This is a genomic window from Rahnella sp. 2050, assembly GCF_040544515.1.
GTDB lineage: Bacteria > Pseudomonadota > Gammaproteobacteria > Enterobacterales > Enterobacteriaceae > Rahnella > Rahnella aceris.
The window spans coordinates 1,110,692-1,131,980 of record NZ_JBEPKE010000001.1 but is presented as its reverse complement, the minus strand read 5'-3'; the positions used below and the strand labels follow the sequence as shown (position 1 = coordinate 1,131,980).

The 21,289-nt window shown below is 52.2% G+C and carries 18 protein-coding genes; 8 read left to right on the top strand and 10 right to left on the bottom strand.

Going from position 1 to position 21,289, the window contains the following annotated elements:
* Positions 1–5 precede the first annotated feature (5 nt).
* From ABIC79_RS05000 to ABIC79_RS04980, 5 genes are all read right to left on the bottom strand, one after another.
* On the bottom strand, positions 6–1,811 hold the full coding sequence (locus tag ABIC79_RS05000; RefSeq protein ID WP_013574650.1) for an extracellular solute-binding protein: 1,806 nt from the start codon (positions 1,809–1,811) through the stop codon (positions 6–8).
* Between the two features lie 194 nt (positions 1,812–2,005).
* Positions 2,006–3,589: a cyclic di-3',5'-guanosine monophosphate phosphodiesterase PdeN gene (gene pdeN, locus ABIC79_RS04995; RefSeq protein WP_223510120.1), complete on the bottom strand. Its 1,584-nt coding sequence runs from the start codon at positions 3,587–3,589 to the stop codon at positions 2,006–2,008.
* A gap of 165 nt (positions 3,590–3,754) precedes the next feature.
* The gene (gene mepS, locus ABIC79_RS04990) at positions 3,755–4,330 is read right to left on the bottom strand and encodes a bifunctional murein DD-endopeptidase/murein LD-carboxypeptidase (RefSeq protein WP_013574652.1); all 576 of its coding nucleotides are present in this window, start codon (positions 4,328–4,330) and stop codon (positions 3,755–3,757) included.
* A gap of 427 nt (positions 4,331–4,757) precedes the next feature.
* Complete coding sequence (locus tag ABIC79_RS04985; RefSeq protein ID WP_013574653.1) at positions 4,758–5,471, bottom strand: phosphatase PAP2 family protein; 714 nt, start codon at positions 5,469–5,471, stop codon at positions 4,758–4,760.
* 60 nt (positions 5,472–5,531) lie between these two features.
* Positions 5,532–6,506, bottom strand: coding sequence for a CobW family GTP-binding protein (locus ABIC79_RS04980; RefSeq protein ID WP_121019538.1), 975 nt, complete (start codon positions 6,504–6,506; stop codon positions 5,532–5,534).
* Between the two features lie 214 nt (positions 6,507–6,720).
* Here ABIC79_RS04980 and ABIC79_RS04975 point away from each other — a divergent pair, with 214 nt between their 5' ends.
* On the top strand, positions 6,721–7,032 hold the full coding sequence (locus ABIC79_RS04975; RefSeq protein ID WP_112151185.1) for a YmdA family protein: 312 nt from the start codon (positions 6,721–6,723) through the stop codon (positions 7,030–7,032).
* Between the two features lie 248 nt (positions 7,033–7,280).
* Positions 7,281–8,012, top strand: a complete 732-nt coding sequence (locus ABIC79_RS04970; RefSeq protein WP_013574656.1) for an FCD domain-containing protein — start codon at positions 7,281–7,283, stop codon at positions 8,010–8,012.
* 60 nt (positions 8,013–8,072) lie between these two features.
* Here ABIC79_RS04970 and ABIC79_RS04965 read toward each other — a convergent pair whose 3' ends face one another.
* Positions 8,073–9,542, bottom strand: coding sequence for a mannitol dehydrogenase family protein (locus tag ABIC79_RS04965; RefSeq protein ID WP_112151184.1), 1,470 nt, complete (start codon positions 9,540–9,542; stop codon positions 8,073–8,075).
* Positions 9,543–9,812: 270 nt separating this feature from the next.
* Positions 9,813–10,385, bottom strand: a complete 573-nt coding sequence (gene yeiP / locus ABIC79_RS04960; RefSeq protein WP_013574659.1) for an elongation factor P-like protein YeiP — start codon at positions 10,383–10,385, stop codon at positions 9,813–9,815.
* Between the two features lie 244 nt (positions 10,386–10,629).
* On the opposite strand from yeiP, the gene ABIC79_RS04955 reads away from it, so the two are divergent.
* Positions 10,630–10,884 carry a YkgJ family cysteine cluster protein gene (locus ABIC79_RS04955; protein WP_013574660.1) on the top strand — a complete coding sequence of 85 codons (255 nt, stop codon included), beginning with the start codon at positions 10,630–10,632 and terminating at the stop codon, positions 10,882–10,884.
* Here the strand turns inward: ABIC79_RS04955 and ABIC79_RS04950 are convergent.
* The gene (locus tag ABIC79_RS04950) at positions 10,881–12,095 is read right to left on the bottom strand and encodes a sugar efflux transporter (RefSeq protein WP_013574661.1); all 1,215 of its coding nucleotides are present in this window, start codon (positions 12,093–12,095) and stop codon (positions 10,881–10,883) included. The two genes, ABIC79_RS04955 and ABIC79_RS04950, sit on opposite strands and share 4 nt — an antisense overlap.
* A 463-nt stretch (positions 12,096–12,558) precedes the next feature.
* Here ABIC79_RS04950 and fruB point away from each other — a divergent pair, with 463 nt between their 5' ends.
* The 3 genes from fruB to fruA are packed head-to-tail and all read left to right on the top strand — an operon-like array spanning position 12,559 to position 16,337.
* Entirely contained in the window at positions 12,559–13,689 is a 1,131-nt protein-coding gene (gene fruB / locus ABIC79_RS04945) for a fused PTS fructose transporter subunit IIA/HPr protein (protein ID WP_013574662.1), read from the top strand.
* Entirely contained in the window at positions 13,686–14,621 is a 936-nt protein-coding gene (gene fruK / locus ABIC79_RS04940; protein ID WP_013574663.1) for a 1-phosphofructokinase, read from the top strand. The genes fruB and fruK overlap by 4 nt, the downstream gene beginning before the upstream one ends.
* A 15-nt stretch (positions 14,622–14,636) precedes the next feature.
* Positions 14,637–16,337 (top strand): PTS fructose transporter subunit IIBC, encoded by a 1,701-nt coding sequence (gene fruA, locus ABIC79_RS04935; protein ID WP_013574664.1) that lies wholly within the window; start codon positions 14,637–14,639, stop codon positions 16,335–16,337.
* Positions 16,338–16,443: 106 nt separating this feature from the next.
* Here fruA and nfo read toward each other — a convergent pair whose 3' ends face one another.
* Together nfo and ABIC79_RS04925 are read right to left on the bottom strand one after the other, a co-directional pair.
* On the bottom strand, positions 16,444–17,310 hold the full coding sequence (gene nfo / locus ABIC79_RS04930) for a deoxyribonuclease IV (protein WP_013574665.1): 867 nt from the start codon (positions 17,308–17,310) through the stop codon (positions 16,444–16,446).
* A 90-nt stretch (positions 17,311–17,400) separates the two neighbouring features.
* Positions 17,401–18,507: a YeiH family protein gene (locus tag ABIC79_RS04925; RefSeq protein ID WP_013574666.1), complete on the bottom strand. Its 1,107-nt coding sequence runs from the start codon at positions 18,505–18,507 to the stop codon at positions 17,401–17,403.
* Positions 18,508–18,695: 188 nt separating this feature from the next.
* On the opposite strand from ABIC79_RS04925, the gene yieE reads away from it, so the two are divergent.
* Positions 18,696–19,568 carry a DNA-binding transcriptional regulator YeiE gene (yieE, locus tag ABIC79_RS04920; protein WP_354566600.1) on the top strand — a complete coding sequence of 291 codons (873 nt, stop codon included), beginning with the start codon at positions 18,696–18,698 and terminating at the stop codon, positions 19,566–19,568.
* A gap of 131 nt (positions 19,569–19,699) precedes the next feature.
* Positions 19,700–21,175 (top strand): amino acid permease, encoded by a 1,476-nt coding sequence (locus tag ABIC79_RS04915; RefSeq protein WP_013574668.1) that lies wholly within the window; start codon positions 19,700–19,702, stop codon positions 21,173–21,175.
* Positions 21,176–21,289: the final 114 nt, after the last annotated feature.

The following is a 21,289-nucleotide window of genomic DNA, read 5'->3' as shown; positions in this document are numbered from 1 at the left end:
GCTCCTCAGCGGCGTTGCGCAGGTAAACGGGCTGCGCGGTTAACGTCGTACCACCATGTGTCGAGTTCCATTCCGTTGGATGGGGTGACGGCTGGCATCGAGAATTTATCCCAGTAAGCGTAGCGCTCGTGATGGGTATACCACATTGGGATCATCAGCATATTCCACGTCAGCACACGGTCGAGCGCATGGCCCAGCGACAACAGGGCATCAGGTTTGCCCTGATTGGCGGCGATTTCGTCGGTCAGCTTGTCAATGGCCGGATCGCTGACACCTGATTTGTTATAGGTGGAATCGAGATATTTACTGTTCCAGTAAATCTGCAAATCGCTGCTCGGATACGACGTGGCGGGATAAACCGTCGGCAGCATATCGTAATCACGCTGGCGCATACGGCGCACGAACTGCGAATTATCCACTTCACGGATCGACATCTTAATGCCCAGTCGCTGTAAATTATGCTGGAACGGCAAGACGTACTGTGAATTCCCGCCGCCAGGTAACAGCAGCTCGAAGGTAAACGGCTTACCGGTTTTGCCATTCACCAGCACCTGATTTTTCACTTCCCAGCCCGCTTCTTTCAGTAATGCGGTGGCTTTCAGCAGATTTGCGCGGTCATTACCGGTGCCGTCAGAGCCGGGTGGCTGATACAGCGCGCTAAAGACTTCAGGCGGCACTTGGCCTTTCAGCGGCCCCAGCCACGCCAGTTCTGCGGAGTTCGGATAATCTTTTGCCGCGTAGTCGGTATTCTGGAAGTAACTGTTCACCCGCTGATACGCCCCGAAATACAGCGCCTTGTTCATCCAGTCAAAATCAAAAGCCAAAGTGATGGCTTCGCGCACCTTGCGGTCGGCGAATTGCGGGCGATGGATATTGAATGCCAGCCAGCGGGTATCCTGCGCTGCCTGATTTTCCACATCAGCTTTAACGATAAAGTTTTTGCTGAAATTACCGCCCTGATATTGCGTCGCCCAATTTTTCGGCGAGGTTTCCATGCGGAAATCAAACGCGCCGGACTTAAACGCCTCCAGCGCCACATTGTCGTCGAGGTAATAGTCGTAGCGGATGGTGTCAAAATTATAGCGGCCCCGGTTGACGGGCAAATTGGCCGCCCAGTAATCCGGCACGCGGGAATAGGTGATGTACTGACCGAGTTTGTAATCGCTGATGCGGTAAGGCCCGCTGCCCGGCGGCGGTGTACTCAGCGGTTCATTGAATTTATGCTTTTCCCAGAATGTCTGCGGCAAAATCGGCAAACCGAGCAGGCCGAGCATCATGTCTTTATCCGCTTTCGGCAACACCATGCGTACTGTCAGGCGCGAAATGGCTTTTACTTCCACACCTTTATACACCACGCGAAATTGCGGTACGCCTTCGGTCATGAATTTTCGGAAGCTGAAGGCCACATCACTGGCGGTAATCGGGGTATTGTCGTTGAAACGGGCGCGCGGATTGATATCCACTTCGACCCAACGGTACTGGCTGTCATAACGGGCAGAATCGGCGATCAGCGGATAATAACTGCCAGTCTCATCGCTGGAGGTGGTAAACAGGCTGTCGTAAAGCGAGCCGCTGCGCGCAGCCGGATTACCGCGAGACGCGAAGCGGTTGAAGTTGTCGTAAGTACCAATGGCCGCCAGTGTGATCTGACCGCCTTTCGGGGCGGCAGGATTGACGTAGTCAAAACTGGTGAAGTTTGAGACATACTTGGGCTCGCCTAATATGGCGAACGCGTAACTGTCCTGTATGACTTCAGCTTGTGCGCTGAGACTCAGCAGGCACAGCACACCGGCAAAAACGCGAGAAAACATCCTGAATCTGCACTCCTGTGATGACGACAGCATAATGCGGCATTACCGCGGGCTATTTCGATATTAATCAATTGAAAGCAAAGATTTTGTCACGCACGACTCTTCGGTTTCGTCCCTGATTTTGGCCTTTTTATCACAACCGGATGCAGACGCCTAAAAGAAAAATGGAACAAAAGATGCGGGACTGATGCAGGTCAAATCTGCCAGGTGGCTTCTTTCTCATTGAAATCACGTATAAAGTCCAGCAGCTCAGGAACACCGAGCGATTTGCTGTACAGATATCCCTGTAAATAGGTCACGCCGTGATTGCGCAGATACTCCGCCTGCATCTGGGTTTCGACGCCTTCGGCTACGGTTTTGATCTTCAGTTCTTCCGTGAGTTTAAGGACGGTATCCAGCACCGGGGCGATCAGGGTGTTCTGATCAATCGACATGACAAAGCCGCGGTCAATTTTCAGATAATCCAGCGTGAACTTCTCAAGATAGATCAGCGCGCTATGGCCGGTGCCAAAATCGTCAATGGCTATTTCAATCTTATGGCGGCGCAGCCAGTTAAATTCCCGTAATGCACCTTGTGTATCAATCATTCCACGTTCTGTAATTTCGAATACCACCTGGAAAGCATTCTCAGGTAACGCTTCAATAAAATTCATCACATCGTCATGAAAGCTGATTTTGTTCATGTGGTGAGGAGAAATGTTGATACTGAGTTTGCCCGGACCGGGAAAAGCGTGCTGCAAGGTATGGGCGTCCGCTGCCACCAGAGCCATCATATGTTGAGTCAGGTCGACGATAAGCCCCTGATTTTCAGCATAGCTGATAAAAACATCGGGCGGAATGGGCCCCTCAATGGGGTGCTGCCAGCGCAGCAGGGCTTCAACGCCAGTCACCTTCAGGCTCTTTGAGTCGATAACCGGCTGATATTCAACAAAGAATTCTTTATTTTTCAGCCCGCGCAGAACCTCACGCTCAACGTTATGGCGGTTCAGCAGGCTGTGGTAAATCAGCGCGCAAACCAGCAGGCTAAGCAGCAGGCCGCCTGAGAACGTAAAGAGTATGTTATCGCGGGTCAGGGAAGGAGAGTAGAGACGAATGCTGAAAGGATAATTATCTATTTTGACTTGAGTAAAATGGCTGCGGGGCAAATCACTGATCTTGATCAGACCGGCCTGAGAAGAAATCAGTGCGCTCTTTCCCACCAGCAGTGCAAAACCCCGGTAGCCGGAACCTGGCTGCGCAAAAAGCATATACGGCGACAACGTCAGTTCCAGCGTTGCTATCACGCCATCGTCCGTTGCACCGGGGTTACGCTGCCATATAAGGATCACCGCGCGGTTCGGGACGGCAGGGGTGCCCATCTGCAGTCCGATACTCATGTTGTTATCAAATTCGAGGTCATGCAGGGTACTGTTTACAGGAATGTGCTGATTACCGGAAGCCGAGGAACAAAAAACGATGCCATTACGCACCAGCTGAAAATCACGAACACCCATGCTGAATGCGACGTCACGGCTTAATTCCCCGGCAATGGAATGGCAGGGTTCTGTCGTGAGCAGTCCGATTCTGTGCATCGTGTCGGTTAACTGGCGCAGATAATCAGCAGTAAATTGTGCCGTTCGTTGCGCGATTTCATTTTGTTCGCGGAGATTGTTGGTTTTAATAACGGTGAGGGTAACTGCGATAAATAAAATGAAAAACAGGGCTGAAAAAAGCAGGCTTCTCTTTAAATACAGATGTTTGGGCAATACGGTGTGTGTTAACGCCGTTTTTAAACCCATATGTTTTGCCCTTTTCGCGCAGAGGAAATAAAAGAATAACGTCGTCAAAAAATCAACAGACACTTCATACACTTTATTACAGGCATAAAAAAACGCCATCCAAAGATGACGTTTTTTTATTCGCTTGGCATAGGACAACAAGAACTAAATCATAAGGTAACGGGATCAGCCGTTAGCTAAAACTCGTCTTGCTTCACGATAACGTGCATTCCAGTAGGACTCTTTCAGATTTGAAATCATCACACCGTTGCTGGTGGATGCATGTACAAACTGATCGTTACCTAAATAAATGCCGACGTGACGGCCTGTTGAACCCGCACGGAACAGAACCAGATCACCCGGACGCAGTTTCGTGCGCTGGATTTTCTTGCCTTTCTCTTCCTGTTCATAGGTTGAACGAGGTAAATCCATACCAAATTGTTCGCGGAATGTTACCTGAACGAACGCTGAGCAATCGATACCACGCTTGCTGTCACCGCCCAACCGATAACGAACGCCTTTCCAGCCAGCGTACTGATCCATAATTTTGGATTTAACGTTGACGTTGCGAACCATTGCTTCGAATTCATCCTGAGAGGCTTGCAGTAGAAGGCCATCATTGCCATTTACTGCACGCATATCAGTTTGCGCGTTTTCTGTGTTCGAAGAATGTGTACCACTACATGCAGAAAGAATAATTGCTGCACCAATCGCGGGAATTATCCGCGTGATATATCTCAGAAACGGTTGAGACTTGACCATTATTGTTGTTATCCCTTGCTGTCCTTAACGATGAAATCGTTATTAAAATTGCCAAACGAAGCGAGATTACCTGCCATATATCTGTGGGACAAATACCAGGGGGAGGAAATGTGCGTCGCAGCACGTTTTTTTCCTGAACCGGGGTGTTTTTAACACAATTCTATACAGGCGAATTGGAGATTACCGTAATGAACAGGTGATTGCGAGAGGTATTATGAGATTTTTTATAAGAAATTGTGATGTAAGGTGATGTAAGTAAACATGTTAAAAATGCTGGGTGATCTTTACGCGAATTTGGGTTAAAACCGCATCAATAGCGCGTTCAGGGGACATAATACAGCGCAGAGGCGTTGAGAAACATCCTTTAAAAAGGCCCGGCAAATCATAAAGATCTGCCGGGCCATAAATATTATGTATGCATCCAAAATTATGCGTGTGTCTTAGGATTTTTTTTACCGGGTAATTTTTGATCAAGCCAGTTAATCAGCGTATCGCTGGCTGGTGTCATCAGCCACCAGCTGGCACCGACCAGCACGACGGACATTGAGCCGACCGCGATATCAGTAAACCAGTGTGCACCAATCATCACGCGTGGGAGTGAGAAGATGAGGGTGATGATCAAGGCGACAGCGAATGCTGACTTACTCAGGTAGCGCAGCATAAAGCATGAAAAAATAATCAGCATCATGCCATGGTCGCCGGGGAAGCTGTCGCTGGAAGCATCTTTGGTGGGAATGCCGGTCAGTTCGCTCACGCGGTTTACGCCCGGGAAGCTGAGTGACGGGCTTTTATGGCTGACAGGCAATAAATGTCCGAGCTGGTTGAGCACAACGGCAGTCAGCAGCATCACGACACCAATAATGATGTACCGGCGACGCCCGTCGCTATCCTGCTTCAGGAAATAGCTCAGATACAGGATTCCCATCGCCAGCAATGAAATCAGATCAAAGGCACGATTATTGGTCACGGCGACCAGGTGCAGGAACCACGCATCAGTGGCCAGATGTTGATTAAAAAAGAAGAAAATCGATTTATCAATCGGGAACCAGAAACCATGGTTTGCTGGCAAATAGAAAGATAAAAATAAGGCAACACCCAATACATTGAGTATCAGGATTGCGGGAATATTGCGGCGCCACATAAAGGAAGACCTATTCTTAGCAAAGTAAGGAATAACTTAGTTAGCGTTAACTTAATCTGATCAACTTAAACGAATCTTCAACAAGGAGGATTGTATTGCATTCCACTGCACTTCATTTTGCGTAATAAGCTCAATTCTGCTGTCTAACGGCGCCACCGCTTTTGTTTCAATGTGTAAGTCATTGCCCTGACGGTTAATCAGTAATGTGCCTTCTTTAATGCGTATAACCCCTTTGACGCGATCAACCTGCACCGCGCGCGCCCAGTCGAGAATGCCTGCGGTCTCAAACTGCGTTTCGCCATCAAATATCCACCCGCAACTGGTATAACCGTCTGCCTGATTCAGTGCGCGACGCCAGCGCTGTTTTCCCGGCAGGCTCAGTGCAGCCAGTCCTTGTTTAGCGGCGTGAGCGTGATGATGTTTACCTTGCGGTAACTCAACCAGATTCTGGCGCGGAAAATCAAGTAATGTCAGGTCGATCTCACCTTGCGAAGCCGTCACCAGAAGTCTCTCGTGACCATTCTGCTGATACCATTCGTCCAGCTTCTGCGTGTCCTGCGCCTGCGTCACATCAGACTTATTTGCCACGATAATGTCTGCTGCGGCTAACTGATCGCGAAAGTTTTCATTATCAGTCACCCGCTGATCGCTTAACTGACGCGGATCCAGCAGGCAAAGCGTGGCATTGAGTGTCAGCCAGTTGCTGTAAACGTCAGACGTCAGTAAAGAAAGAATCTGTTTCGGATGCCCCAGCCCGGTGGGTTCTATCAGCAAGCGGTCAGGTTTAGTCTGCTGCAATAACATATTCAGACCGACCTGCATTGGCAATCCGTTCACACAGCACATGCAACCACCGGGGATTTCCTTCAAAACCGCACCACTGCCAGCCAGTAATGCACCATCAATGCCGACTTCGCCGAATTCATTCACCAGCACGGCCCACTTTTCACCTTCAGGCTTCTGAGCCAGAAGGTGGCGCAGCGTGGTGGTTTTTCCGCTTCCCAGAAAGCCGGTGATCAGGTTGGTTTTGGTCATGGTTGCACATCCTTTTTGAAAAATTCCCCGCCAATGTGCAGCGACTCCTTAAGAAAATCCAGCGTTGCGCCGATGTAAGACATGGATTGCTTATTTTTGCCGGCAGGCAAGCAAGATTTATTTTGCCTCCAGACGTGTAAATTCAATTAGATGTATTAATGTTAAATTGTGGTTACGGGAACTTTAAAATTAATAGTTATGATGAGGTGTCACCATGAACAGAATTACCTGTGTACTGTTTTTGGGAGTCATGGCCTCAGGGACGATTCAGTTTGCCAGTGCCGCTGCAACAGGCGGAATTATTCATATTACCGGGTCAATTGTTGACGGAGGATGTCACGTCAGTGCCGCACGTAATGCGGTGATCAGCGACTGTGAACGTGGCGGAAAACAGGTGAGGCAAGTTCATACGCTGAATGCGCAAAATCCTTCTTCTTTCGCCTTGCCTTTGTCTCTCGGGCAGGTCACCACGCGGCATATTAATAATGATCCTCGCCTTGCGGTGATGACGGTGAGTTATAACTAAGTAGCTGTAAATAGTTAGTATCGTTAATATGTTTCGCTCCGGTCATTGAGCGCGGTAATGCAATGTATCGTTATGTGGCCGGACAACTTTATGAACTGGCTGGCCCAATCTTGATCGGGCCGTCAGTTTTCTATTCCTGTCCTTTCCCTTTCTGCTGACATGTTATAATTTTCTCTCTTATTTCAGGCATCAGAACGATTAATCAGATGTCAGACCAATTGAGCTTGTGTCAGTGAAAGGGGCAAAACATGCGACTTTATCAGGAGATAGGCGGTCATTTACGTCGCGATATCCATGCCGGAAAATATGCCCCTGGCGATCGCCTCCCTCCGGAGCGTGACATTGCGGAATCTTATTCCGTCAGCCGAAGTGTAGTGCGTGAAGCGCTGATCATGCTGGAGCTGGAAAAAGTGGTCGAAGTGCGTAAAGGTTCCGGCGTCTATGTATTGCATCAACCGGAAGATAGCCAGCCGGAAAGCGCTGACAGCGGATATGGCCCGTTCGAGTTATTACAGGCGCGGCAATTGCTGGAAAGCGAAGTCGCGGCTTTTGCGGCGATGCAGGCCACTAAGACGGATATTCTGCAAATGCGCGATGCCATTGATGCACAGCGAGAATGCATTGCACGTGGCGTCTCCGATGATGCTGAAGATCAGCGGTTTCATGCCTTGCTGGCGCAGGCTTCCCAGAACAGTGTGCTGGTTAAACTGGTGGATGATCTGTGGCTGATCCGCCAGCGCAGCTCCATGTGGCAGGGGATCCATCAGCATGTCGGCGATAAAAACTACAGTCAGATTTGGTTGCAGGACCATCAGACAATCTTGCAGGCAGTACTTCGCAGGGATCCGAAAGCCGCGAAGCAGGCGATGTGGCAGCATCTGGAAAATGTCAAAGATATGCTGTTACAGGTTTCGGATGCTGATGATCCGTCTTTTGACGGATTCCTTTTTTCCTCAGTCCCCTCAGAACTGAACGACTGATACCGCCGTACAAATAAGAACGGCTGCCGCAGCAGCCGTTCTTAGCTTCAGTTGCCGGGCTTAACCTACGTATTTTGCCACGGTTTTCTTCGCGCCAATTCTTTGCAGATCGGCATACGCGCTCAGTATGGCCGCTACGACTTTCTCTTCATGAGGCAATTGCTCACCGAATACGCCCGTCAGGGCCAGCAGGGCTTTCACCCGCTGTTCGCCATCTTCGGTTGATGCCACAATTTTAGCGACGGTTTCAGCCATCGGATCTTTAATCTCAATGGACTGCCCGGCATCATCAGTACCACCGACATAACGCATCCAGCCTGCCACGCCCAGCGCCAGTAATTCATAGGAACCACCATTTTTAACATGCCAGCGGATGGAATCGAGCATACGTTGTGGCAGTTTCTGGGTGCCGTCCATCGCGATTTGCCAGGTTCGGTGTTTCAGCGCCGGGTTGCTGTAACGTGCAATCAGGCTGTCAGCATACGCACCGAGATCGACACCCTCGACGCTCAGCGTCGGAGCTTGTTCATGCAGCATCAGATGATGGGCAGCGGCCTTATAGTTGGCATCTTCCATGCAATCGTTGATGTGCTGATAACCGGCCAGATAGCCGAGATAGGCGAGGAAAGAGTGGCTGCCGTTCAGCATGCGCAGCTTCATCTGTTCGAAAGGCAAAACGTCGGCAACCATCTGTGCGCCAGCTTTTTCCCAGTCCGGACGGCCCGCCACGAAATGGTCTTCCACGACCCACTGAATGAAGGGTTCACAGGCGATACCGCAAGGATCGGTCACACCTCCGAGGGCTTCGGTGATTTCTTCCAGCGTATTTTCCGTCGCGGCAGGAACAATACGGTCAACCATGGTGCTTGGGAAAGAGACGTTTCCGGCGATCCATTCAGCCAGTTCTGCGGAACGTGCTTTCGCCATGCCCAGTACGGCGTTTTTTACCACCAGACCGTTTTCAGGAATGTTATCGCAGCATAAAACGGTGAAGCCTGGTAAGCCGCGCTCATGACGTAAACGCAGGGCTTCGACTAAAACGCCCGGAGCGGTACCCGGCGCCTGACCGCCCGCCAGATCCTGCTGAATTTTTGGATTTTGCAGATCCAGTTCGCCGGTGCCCGGCTCAATGCAATAACCTTTTTCAGTGATGGTCAGGGAAACAATCGCGATCTGTGGCTCAGTGAGTTTTTCAAGTACTGCTTCCAGCCCGTCAATCCCGCCGTGCACAGATTCATGTGCAGAGCCGATGATAATCGCCTGATTGCCGTCCGCGCCTTTTTCCAGCACGGTAAACAGATGATTTTGCTGACGCAAACTCTGGATCAGCGTTTCATTGCCGAACAGGCTAATTTCGCAAATGCCCCAGTCGCCCCCCTGGAGGTTCAGCACGCGGTTGGTCAGTAGCGCCTGGTGAGCGCGATGGAAGGCACCAAATCCGAGATGAACAATACGGCTTTTTAACACATCGCGATCATAAGCAGGCAATGACACTGCTGCAGGCAGGGACGCTGTGGCAATAGTTTTCATGCAATACTCCAGGCAAGTCAGAAATAAATAATTGGTCAGGCCAAATTGGGGCTATTTACCCGTCAGTTGAATTTTATGCTGGATAAAGCGACGATTTAAGCCGAAATCAGGGCTTAGAGTGTAAAGTCATATGATAGAAAGGGGAATTGGTAAGTCCAGATAGCCACTCATTTTGTGATGCAGATCCACAGTCTGAAGGATTAATCGCAAAATGCAGACAATAAAAAAGGAACGCCGCAGCGTTCCTTTCAGCAGAGAGCGGGGCGCTGATTAATCCGCGCGCCCCATATAACGACGTTCTGCGATATGAATACGGATTTTGTCGCCAGAACTCAGATATTCAGGAACCTGAATGTTCAGACCGGTGCTCATGACCGCAGGTTTGGTGCGGGAACTGGCGGAAGCGCCTTTGATGCCCGGTGCCGTTTCCACGATTTCCAGATCCACCGTCTGCGGCATTTCAAGCGCCAGCAGCTGGCTGTCCAGCGTCAGAACCTGCATGCCCTGCAAACCTTCTTCAGGGATGAACTGCAGTTCGTCTTCAATCTGCGCCTTATTAAAGGTGTAGGGCGTGAAGTCTTCGTCATCCATAAAGATGTATTCGTCACCATCAACGTAAGAGAAGTTCACTTTACGACGGGTCAGGGTAACGGTATCCAGGATATCGTCGCCTTTGAAGCGCTCTTCCACTTTGCCACCAGTACGAACGTCAGCAAAACGCATTTTGTACAAGGTGCTGGCACCACGGGCGCTCGGGCTCTGAACATCAATATCTTTTACCAGCAGCAATTTGCCGTCGTAGTTCACAACGAAGCCGCGTTTAATTTCGTTAGCACGTGCCATATAAATAACCTGTCAGGAGAGAGATAAATAATTTGCGACACGTTACCCGCGCCGCTGATTTCAGGCAAGCAGATAGCGTAAAAAGAGTCGCGAAAATCCGCTTTATGACGCATATTTTGCGCTTCGCCTGCCGGTATGAAAAATGTTCGGGTTATCGTGTTAAAGAGTCGTAAATATTTCGCTGGTGGCGCATTACGCTGCCTGCTATTGTCGCGGCTCAAAATGAGGCCTGAGGAGGCTGTTGATGGACTGTCGTACTGATTGCGGAGCCTGTTGCATAGCGCCTTCAATTTCCAGCCCGATCCCGGGAATGCCAGACGGTAAGCCTGCCAATACGCGCTGTGTTCAGCTGGCTGATAACTTTCTGTGTAAGATTTTCACCTCACCACTGCGTCCGAAAGTTTGCGCCAGCCTGCAGGCCAGCCGCGAAATGTGCTTTACACATCGCGACCAGGCGCTGACTTATCTGATTCAGCTTGAGGCAGATACCGCGCCTTAAACCACCGCTGCGGGCACGTCTTCCGCCGGTTTATCGACGTTTTTCACATTCCAGATACATAACACCGAACCAATCACCATCGCCAGTGCGGCATAAAATACCGCATGGTATGTCCAGAACTGGGCGATCACCCCGGCCAGCGAACCGGCCAGGATCCAGCCCGCCCGCGTTGAATTGGTAAATAACGTGGTGGCCGCGCCTGCCTGACCCGGCATCAGATCCTGGAAATACAGCATGCCGATCCCGGCCAGAATGCCGATGAAAATTGCGTTCAGCAACTGTAAAGCAATCAGCATTGCCGCACCGGTAGTAAACAGAATGCCGCCGTAGAAAATCACCCCCGCCAGCACAGCGAAACGCATCAGGAAGCGTTTCCCCAACTGTTTAGCCAGATATCCGGCGATCAGCATGGTCGGAATTTCCAGACAGGCTGCACTGCCCATCAGTACCCCTGCCAGTTTTTCCGGCAGACCCAGTTCACGCACCACATACAGCGGCATATTGATCAGATAAATGCTGTTTGCTGCCCACATCAGTGAACAGGCGATGAACAGCATCAGCGTATCACGGCGGTTACGGCGTGGTGCTTCCAGCGTGGCGGTGGTCTTGATGTGCGCCTTGGGCATCGAAGGCAGGAACATCCACACCATTACGCCGCACAGCAAGAAAGCCAGCGTGGCAGCGCAGTACATAAAGGTAAAACCAAAGCCCATCGACAGGGCAAAGGCCAGCGGCGGTCCGACGACCCATGCCAGCGAAACCTGTGCGCGCAAAATGGAGCTGAACATCACGGCTTCGCGACCAGTTTTTTCGGAATGCTCCCGTGCTAACGCGAACATCTGCGGGTTAGCTGTGGAACCAAAGCTCGACAGCAAAACGCCGATGAACAGCAGGATAAAGTAATTACGGTTAAAGGCGAAAAGCACACAAGCCAGCGCACCCAGAATGCAGCAATACAAAATCAGCGTTTTGCGGTCACCGCGTTGATCAGACCAGGTCGCCAGCAACTGGCTGACGAAGATGCCAATCACGGCACTGCCGGTAAAGAAGATACCCACCATAAACGGGCTGACGTGAACCTGAGAAGTGAGGAACAGGCTGAGCGTCGGGGTCTGTAACGCGCCTGCAATGCCGGTAAGGAAGGCGATGATCAGAAAAGCAGTTGACGTCATGTCGGGTAAACGGCGGGCTGACGTTGTAGAAATTCGCATTAGCTAAGTGAACCAGAAGTAGAGGAGGGGACGAAATTTGCGCGAATGTTACGACAGTTTAAAAAAAACAAAAACAGGTTTTGATCATCAAAAATGTAAACCACAGTGAATTTGCCATACTGAATAATAAAACCGCACTTTGTGTCAAAAATGACCGGGTGAGGCGTCGCTTCTTCACCGCAATATTGTCCGCAGAGAAGGGGACAGCTTGCGTCAGCATTTTTCGTCAGCCTGACTTCAGCATTTGCGTTAAGTTATCCGTTTCGGAAAGCTCTCAGAAAGGAAACTGTGCGTAACATCAAAAAATCGTTACGCAAAATCAGGGAAAGCTTGATTTAAATACAGGCCGGATTGAGACTTCTTGAAACGTTTCAGCGTTGTCGGTTTTTCTTCTGAAATCTGATGACGCTCCTTTTTTCTCAGTAAAGCTGAAACGATTCAATTTCAGCAGGAGAGGAGAATTATGTTCCAACTGTCACAGCAAGATATTCATCTCGGTGCGGCTGCCAGCGATAAGCAGGACGCTATTCGCCAGGTTGCAGCAGCACTGACTCAGGCCGGTCGCGTCAGCGCAGGTTATGTAGACGGCATGCTGGCGCGTGAGTTGCAAACCTCTACTTACCTTGGCAACGGCATCGCAATCCCGCATGGCACCACAGATACCCGTGATCTGGTGCTTGATACCGGTGTGCAGGTTTTCCAGTTTCCGCAAGGGATTACCTGGGGCGAAGGCCAGACGGCATATGTCGTGATCGGCATCGCAGCTCGTTCTGATGAACACCTCGGTTTGCTGCGTCAGCTGACGCACGTCTTAAGTGACGACAGCGTGGCTGATCGCCTGGCAAAAACAGATTCCGCTGAAGAATTACGCACCCTGCTGATGGGCGAAAAAAATACGGCTGAATTCCTGTTTGATAGCCAGTTGATCGCAGTCGATGTGGCCGCAGAAAACCTGATCACGTTACAGGCGCTGAACGCTGGCCGCCTGAAAGAGATTGGCGCTGTCGATACCGCTTTTGTCAGTGATGTGATCAGCCGTAAACCGCTGAACCTCGGGCAGGGCATCTGGCTGAGCGACAGTACCGAAGGCAACCTGAAAAGTGCTGCAACGGTAAGCCGTGCACAGCAGGCATTTGATCTGGATGGCGAAAAAGTCTCCATGCTGCTGACGATTTCCGTTGCTGACGATCAGCCGCTCGATGTGCTGAACTACCTCAGTGATTTGCTGATTGCCAACAAAGCTGAACGCTTGCTGACGGCAGATTCCGTCGGTGTGCTGGCATTGCTGACCAGCGAAGTCGAAGAACAAGCCAACGTGCTGACCGCTGAATACGTTATCCGTAACGAACACGGCTTGCACGCCCGTCCGGGTACCGCACTGGTGAACGTTATTAAACAGTTCAGCAGCGAAATCACGGTAACGAATCTTGATGGCAGCGGTAAACCTGCCAACGGCCGCAGCCTGATGAAAGTCGTGGCGCTGGGCGTGAAAAAAGGTCACCACCTGCGTTTTACCGCGAGTGGTGAGGATGCAGAGCTGGCATTAAAAACCATCGGTGAAGCGATTGCTGAAGGTCTTGGGGAGGGCGCATGAGCCGTCGGGTCGCCACTATTACCTTAAACCCGGCCTATGATCTGGTCGGATACTGCCCCGAAATCGAACGGGGTGAAGTCAACCTGGTACAAACCACCGGCCTGCACGCGGCAGGTAAAGGGATTAACGTTGCCAAAGTGCTGAAAGATCTCGGCATCGATGTCACCGTTGGCGGTTTCCTCGGTAAAGAAAATCAGGATGGCTTCCAGCTGTTATTCAGCGATCTGGGTATTGCGAACCGCTTCCAGGTGGTTAATGGCCGCACCCGTATCAATGTCAAACTGACTGAAAAAGATGGTGAAGTCAGTGATTTCAATTTCTCCGGCTTCAACGTCACGCCTGCTGACTGGGAACGTTTCGTAACGGATTCCCTGTCATGGCTGGGCCAGTTCGACATGGTTGCCGTCAGCGGCAGTCTGCCAGCGGGTGTTGATCCTGACGCTTTCACCGACTGGATGAAACGTCTGCGCGCACAGTGCCCGTGCATCATCTTCGACAGCAGCCGTGAAGCGCTGGTTGCCGGTCTGAAAGCCGCGCCCTGGCTGGTGAAACCTAACCGCCGTGAACTGGAAATCTGGGCTGGCCGTAAATTGCCGGAACTGAGCGACGTGGTAGAAGCCGCGCATGCCTTACGTGATCAGGGGATCGCCCATGTGGTGATTTCTCTGGGTGCTGAAGGTGCATTGTGGGTTAACGCCTCCGGTGCGTGGATCGCCAAACCGCCAGCCTGTGAAGTCGTCAGCACCGTGGGTGCAGGTGATTCCATGGTCGGTGGTCTGATCTACGGTTTGCTGATGCGTGAATCCAGTGAACATACGCTACGACTGGCCACTGCTGTTGCTGCCCTGGCTGTCAGCCAGAGTAATGTCGGTGTCACCGATCGTCCGCAACTCGCGGCGATGATGGCCCGTGTTGATCTGAAACCCTTTTAATCCGCAGGAGTCAGAATGAAAATGCTGCTGATGATAGACAGTTCGCTGGGACAGGCTCGCAGCCAACTGGCAAAAAATTTGCTCGCTGCTGCTGCGGCGAAAGCAGGCCACTCGTTGACCGAACAGGCCGCTGACGCTGATGTAGTGATTGTGGCCGGTGAAACCGTGCCAAACGAACCTGCGCTGGCTGGCAAAAATATTTATACCGGTAATGTGGCTGATGCAGTCCGTGATCCGGAGGCTTTCCTGCAACGCGCTGTGGCTGAAGCTAAACCTTATGTCGCACCTGTTGCGGCAGCCGTTGCCGCTCCGGCAGCCAGCGGCCCGAAACGTATCGTCGCCATCACTGCCTGCCCGACCGGTGTTGCACACACCTTTATGGCTGCAGAAGCGATTGAAACTGAAGCCAAAAAACGTGGCTGGTGGGTAAAAGTTGAAACCCGCGGTTCTGTAGGTGCAGGCAATGCTATTACACCGGAAGAAGTTGCAGCGGCCGATCTGGTGATTGTCGCGGCTGACATCGAAGTGGATCTGGCGAAGTTTGCCGGTAAGCCGATGTACCGCACGTCTACCGGTCTGGCACTGAAAAAGACCAAACAGGAACTGGACAAAGCGCTGGTTGAAGCTGAGGTGTTTGAGCCGAAATCTCAGGGCGCAGCGACGGGCACCAGGAAGAAAGAAGCGGGCGGCGCAGGCCCATACCGTCACCTGCTGACCGGCGTGTCTTACATGCTGCCAATGGTGGTTGCGGGTGGTCTGTGTATCGCACTGTCATTTGTCTTCGGTATCAAAGCCTTTGAAGTGAAAGGCACGCTGGCGGCGGCATTGATGCAAATCGGTGGCGCTTCTGCCTTCGCGCTGATGGTGCCGGTTCTGGCCGGTTTCATTGCCTTCTCTATCGCTGACCGTCCGGGCCTGACGCCGGGTCTTATCGGCGGCATGCTGGCTGTCAGCACCGGTGCTGGCTTCCTCGGCGGTATCATCGCAGGTTTCCTGGCGGGTTATGTGGCGAAAGCCATCAGCGGCAAGCTGAAATTACCGCAAAGTATGGAAGCGCTGAAACCTATCCTGATTATTCCGCTGGTGGCGAGTCTGATTACCGGTCTGGTGATGATTTACGTGGTCGGTACGCCGGTTGCTAAAATCATGGCGGGTCTGACTGCCTGGCTGCAATCTTTGGGTACAGCCAATGCGGTACTGCTGGGCGCAATTCTCGGTGCGATGATGTGTACCGACATGGGTGGCCCGGTGAACAAAGCTGCTTACGCGTTCGGTGTGGCACTGCTGAGTTCTTCCGTCTACGCACCAATGGCCGCCATCATGGCTGCCGGTATGGTGCCACCTCTGGCGATGGGGCTGGCGACATTGCTGGCGCGTCATAAGTTCGAGCAAAGCGAACGTGAAGGCGGTAAAGCGGCGCTGGTATTGGGCTTGTGCTTTATCTCTGAAGGTGCGATTCCGTTTGCAGCCCGTGACCCGATGCGTGTTCTGCCATGCTGTATCGCAGGTGGTGCACTGACCGGTGCGCTGTCGATGGCATTCCACGCACAACTGATGGCACCACATGGCGGTCTGTTCGTACTGCTGATCCCAGGTGCAATCACGCCGGTTCTCGGTTATCTGGTGGCGATTATCGCCGGTACGGTTCTGGCGGGTGGCGCATACGCGATTCTGAAACGTTCAGATGCTGCGGTAGCCGCGAAAGCTGCTGCATAACAGTAAATCGTTAAAAAACAAAAAGGCGCGACATGTGAATGTCGCGCCTTTTTTATTGCGCCTTCCCTTCGCAGGGGAGGGCGCCGACCGGAATTTACGGTAAAAACTACGCCGCGGCTTCGTCATTCTCGGCAGTCTGCTGCGCTTTCAGCCAGGCGATTTCATCTTTCCAGATATCCGGATTGACAGTTTCGAGGATCATCGGGATGCCGTCGAAACGTGCATCTTTCATGATCCAGCTGAATACGGTATTGCCGATATTGCCTTCGCCAAGGCTGTGGTGGCGGTCAACGCGGCTGTTGAACTCGCTTTTCGCGTCGTTGAGGTGCATACCACGCAGGTATTGAAAACCAACCACCTCTTCAAAGTGCTTAAAGGTTTTCTCGCATTCTTCTGCCGTGCGCAGGTCATAACCTGCAGCAAAGGCATGGCAGGTATCGATACAGACGCCAACGCGGCTTTTGTCTTCCACGCCTTCAATAATTTTGGCCAGATGCTCGAAGCGGAAGCCAAGATTGCTGCCCTGACCGGCGGTGTTTTCGATAACCGCAGTCACGCCTTTGGTTTTATCCAGCGCAATGTTCAGGGATTCAGAAATCAGCGCCAGGCATTTATCTTCTTCGATTTGCATCAGGTGGCTGCCCGGATGGAAATTCAGCAGCGACAGGCCCAGCTGTTCACAACGTTGCAGCTCATCTAGAAACGCCTCGCGGGATTTCTCCAGCGCCTCAGTCACCGGGTGCCCGAGGTTAATCAGGTAGCTGTCGTGCGGCAAAATCTGATTGCTTTGGTAACCGTATTTTTCACAGGCCACTTTGAATTTTTCGATGACGTCTTCCGGCAACGGTGCGGCTTTCCACTGACGCTGATTCTTGGTGAAAAGCGCAAAAGCCGTGGCTTCCAGCTCGTGTGCCCTCAGAACCGCCTGATCGACACCCCCGGCCGCACTCACGTGTGCTCCCACAAACTTCATTTTTGCTCCTCAGTTATTCATCGCGTTTATGGACAAATGATAGCGCCTCCGGGCAGGAGGCGCAGCACTGAAGTGTTAAAAGCAGCAATATCAGCCAAAAAGATGCTGAACCACTTGGTTGATACCGGCACCGCCGACAATCAGCCAGATAAACAGCAACGCCGCCAGCAGCATCGGTTTAAGCCCCGCCTGACGCAGTGCGCTCATGTGGGTGGTCAGCCCGAGCGCCGCCATCGCCATCGCCAGCAGCACGGTATCGAGCGTAATCAGCGCCGGGATCCAGTTGTGTGGCAAAATATTCAGCGAGTTGAATGCTGCCACCAGAATAAACAGCAGGGCAAACCATGGGATAGTTATATTGCGCATGCCCGCATTCTGGCCACCTTGTTGTACCTCTTTACGTGACTTCCAGCCAGAGAGCAGCAGCAGGAATGGTGCCAGCATCATGACGCGGATCATCTTGGCGATCACTGCCGCGTTTTCCGCATCCGGGCTGACACCCTGACCGGCCGCCACGACCTGCGCCACTTCGTGCACCGTTGAACCGGTGTAAATGCCGAACTGAGCAGCGGTAAAACTCAGCCAGTGATACTGCGCATTCAGATGCCATAACCACGGATACAGAAAGATGGCGGCTGTCCCGAAGATAACGACAGTGGCGACTGCAACCGTCACTTTCTCTGCTTTGGCATTCAGCACCGGTTCCGTCGCCATCACCGCCGCTGCGCCACAGATGCTGCTGCCTGCGCCAATCAGCATCGCGGTATCGCGATCCAGTTTAAACACCCGCTGTCCAAGCCAGCAGGCGAGGGCGAAAGTGGAACACAACATCAGCGCGTCGATCACAATACCGGTCGCGCCGACATCGGCGATTTGTGCGAAGGTCAGCCGCAAGCCGTAAAGGATAATCCCCAGACGCAACAGACGTTGTTTCGCCAGCGTCACGCCGTCTTCGCACCAGGGTTTTGCCGCCGGATATACCGTATTGCCGACCACCATGCCGATGACAATCGCCAGCGTCAGCGCGCTCAGGCCGAGATGACTCAGTGCAGGAATATCGCTCAGCCAGAGCGCGAGTGCAGTGATCACACCGGTCAGCGCCAGCCCGGGTAACACGCGGCCAAAGCCCGACAAATGGGGTAAAGGGTGTTTATCCGCCGTCTTTTTATTTTCATTTTTAAGCGCAAGTGTACTCATTGTCCGTTCCTCGTTCAGGAGTGATGAAACAAGGCTACGCCGCGCTTATATAAAAATGAAATAGATTATTACTTTATAACCTAGCTGTAAAACTGGTATAAAACCTTCATTCAAAAGAGGCCTGCAAGGCAAGGGTCTATACTTAAAGCACAGCGTGCTGTCAGGCGCGTGAGAATAGCGGGACATTTATGCACATAACATTGCGACAACTTGAAGTTTTCGCCGAGGTGCTGAAAAGCGGTTCGACCACGCAGGCGTCGGTTGTGCTTTCATTATCACAATCGGCGGTCAGTGCGGCGCTGGCCGATATCGAAGGGCAGCTTGGCGTGCAGTTATTTGACCGTGTCGGGAAGCGGCTGGTAATTAATGAGCATGGGCGTTTACTGTATCCGAAAGCGCTGGCGTTGCTCGAACAGGCGGGCGAAATCGAGCGACTGTTCAATCACGATAACGGTTCGCTGCGCATCGGCGCGAGCAGCACCATCGGCAACTATATGCTGCCGGCGATGATCGCGGATTACCGCCTGGATTTCCCCAATACGCCGCTGGAGCTGAATGTCGGTAATACCAATGATGTTATTAACGCGGTGGCGGATTTTCGTGTCGATCTCGGTCTGATCGAAGGCCCGTGTCAGATGCCGGAACTGATCACTCAGCCCTGGCTGGATGATGAACTGGTGGTGTTTGTCGCGCCGGAAAATCCGCTGGCAGGGCGGGTCGTTTCGCTGGAATCGCTGGCGCGTGAACCCTGGATCCTGCGCGAGCGCGGTTCCGGTACCCGTGAGGTGTTAGATCATCTGCTGTTGCCTCAGTTGCCGGATTTTAACCTGGTGATGGAACTGGGGAATTCCGAGGCCATTAAGCACACTGTAAGGCATGGCATCGGGATCAGTTGCCTCTCGCGGCGGGTGATTTCTGAGCAGCTGAGCAGCGGTTCGCTGGTGGAAATCCGGCTGCCCGTCGCGCCGCTGGTGCGTAAGCTTTACCTGATTCATCACCGGCAAAAACATATCTCCGGCGCATTATCACGTTTTCTAACCTATTGTCGCGAAGCCCAATAACGGTCTTTCACTAATGATCTGCGGCCAGTTATGAAGGTGTCTTATAACAGGTCGTTCCTGCTATTCAGAGCGGCAGGTTTTGCTACAATCCGCGCTTAAATTTGCACATGACGAGCGGATATAGGGAAAAAATGGCTCAACAACCTACAAAAAATACGCAGGTGGCTCCCACACTGCGTCGCGAGCTGAAGGCACGTCACTTAACGATGATCGCCATAGGCGGTTCAATTGGTACGGGGTTATTCGTTGCATCAGGTGCGACAGTTTCCCAGGCAGGCCCGGGTGGGGCACTGCTTTCCTACGCATTAATCGGCATCATGGTTTACTTCCTGATGACCAGCCTCGGTGAGCTGGCGGCGTTCATGCCGGTTTCCGGTTCATTCTCCACTTACGGCTCCCGTTATGTTGAAGAAGGCTTCGGTTTCGCACTGGGCTGGAACTACTGGTACAACTGGGCAGTCACCATCGCGGTTGACCTGGTGGCCTCACAACTGGTGATGAATTACTGGTTCCCGGACACACCGGGCTGGATCTGGAGCGCCTTGTTCCTTGGTCTGATTTTCCTGCTCAACTACATTTCCGTGCGCGGTTTTGGCGAGGCGGAATACTGGTTCTCGCTGATCAAAGTGGTTACCGTCATCATCTTTATCGCCGTTGGCGTCCTGATGATCACCGGCATTATGCGCGGTGCTGAAACGGCGGGCTGGCATAACTGGGCCATCGGGGATGCGCCGTTTGCAGGCGGATTTGCCTCGATGATAGGCGTGGCGATGATTGTCGGTTTCTCCTTCCAGGGCACTGAACTGATCGGGGTGGCGGCGGGCGAATCTGAGAATCCGGGCAAGAATATTCCGCGCGCGGTGCGTCAGGTTTTCTGGCGTATTCTGCTGTTCTATATTCTGGCGATTCTGGTGATCAGCCTGATCATTCCTTATACCGATCCGAACCTGCTGCGTAATGAAGTCGGCGATATCTCGGTAAGTCCGTTCACGCTGGTATTCCGTAATGCGGGTCTGTTATCAGCGGCGGCGGTAATGAATGCTGTGATCCTGACGGCGGTACTGTCAGCCGGTAACTCCGGAATGTACGCCTCAACCCGCATGCTGTTTACCCTGGCGAGCGAAGGCAAAGCGCCGCGCATATTCGCTAAGCTGTCGAAAGGGGGTGTGCCGCGTAACGCGCTGTATGCCACCACTATCGTGGCGGCGTTGTGTTTCCTGAGCTCAATGTTTGGTAATCAGACCGTTTACCTGTGGCTGCTGAACACGTCGGGCATGACCGGTTTCATCGCCTGGCTGGGGATTGCGGTCAGCCATTACCGCTTCCGTCGCGGTTATGTCTTACAGGGCCGTGATCTGAAGAGACTGCCTTATCTGTCAGGTTTCTTCCCGTTCGGCCCGGTTTTCGCCTTTGTGTTGTGTCTGATCATTACGCTGGGCCAGAACTATCAGGCATTCCTGAAAGACACCATTGACTGGGGTGGCGTAGCGGCGACTTACATTGGCTTGCCACTGTTCCTGATCATCTGGTTCGGCTACAAGCTGAGCAAAGGCACTAAAGTGGTGAAATACAGCGAAATGGAATTCCCGGATCACGTCGATAAGTAACAGACCCCGATTTCCATGGCATTGAAAAGCGGAGCTCAGGCTCCGCTTTTTCATGCCTGCGATTCAAGCCAGGAGACCCATTACGTCATGCTTTGTTACGCCCTTGTTTACTTT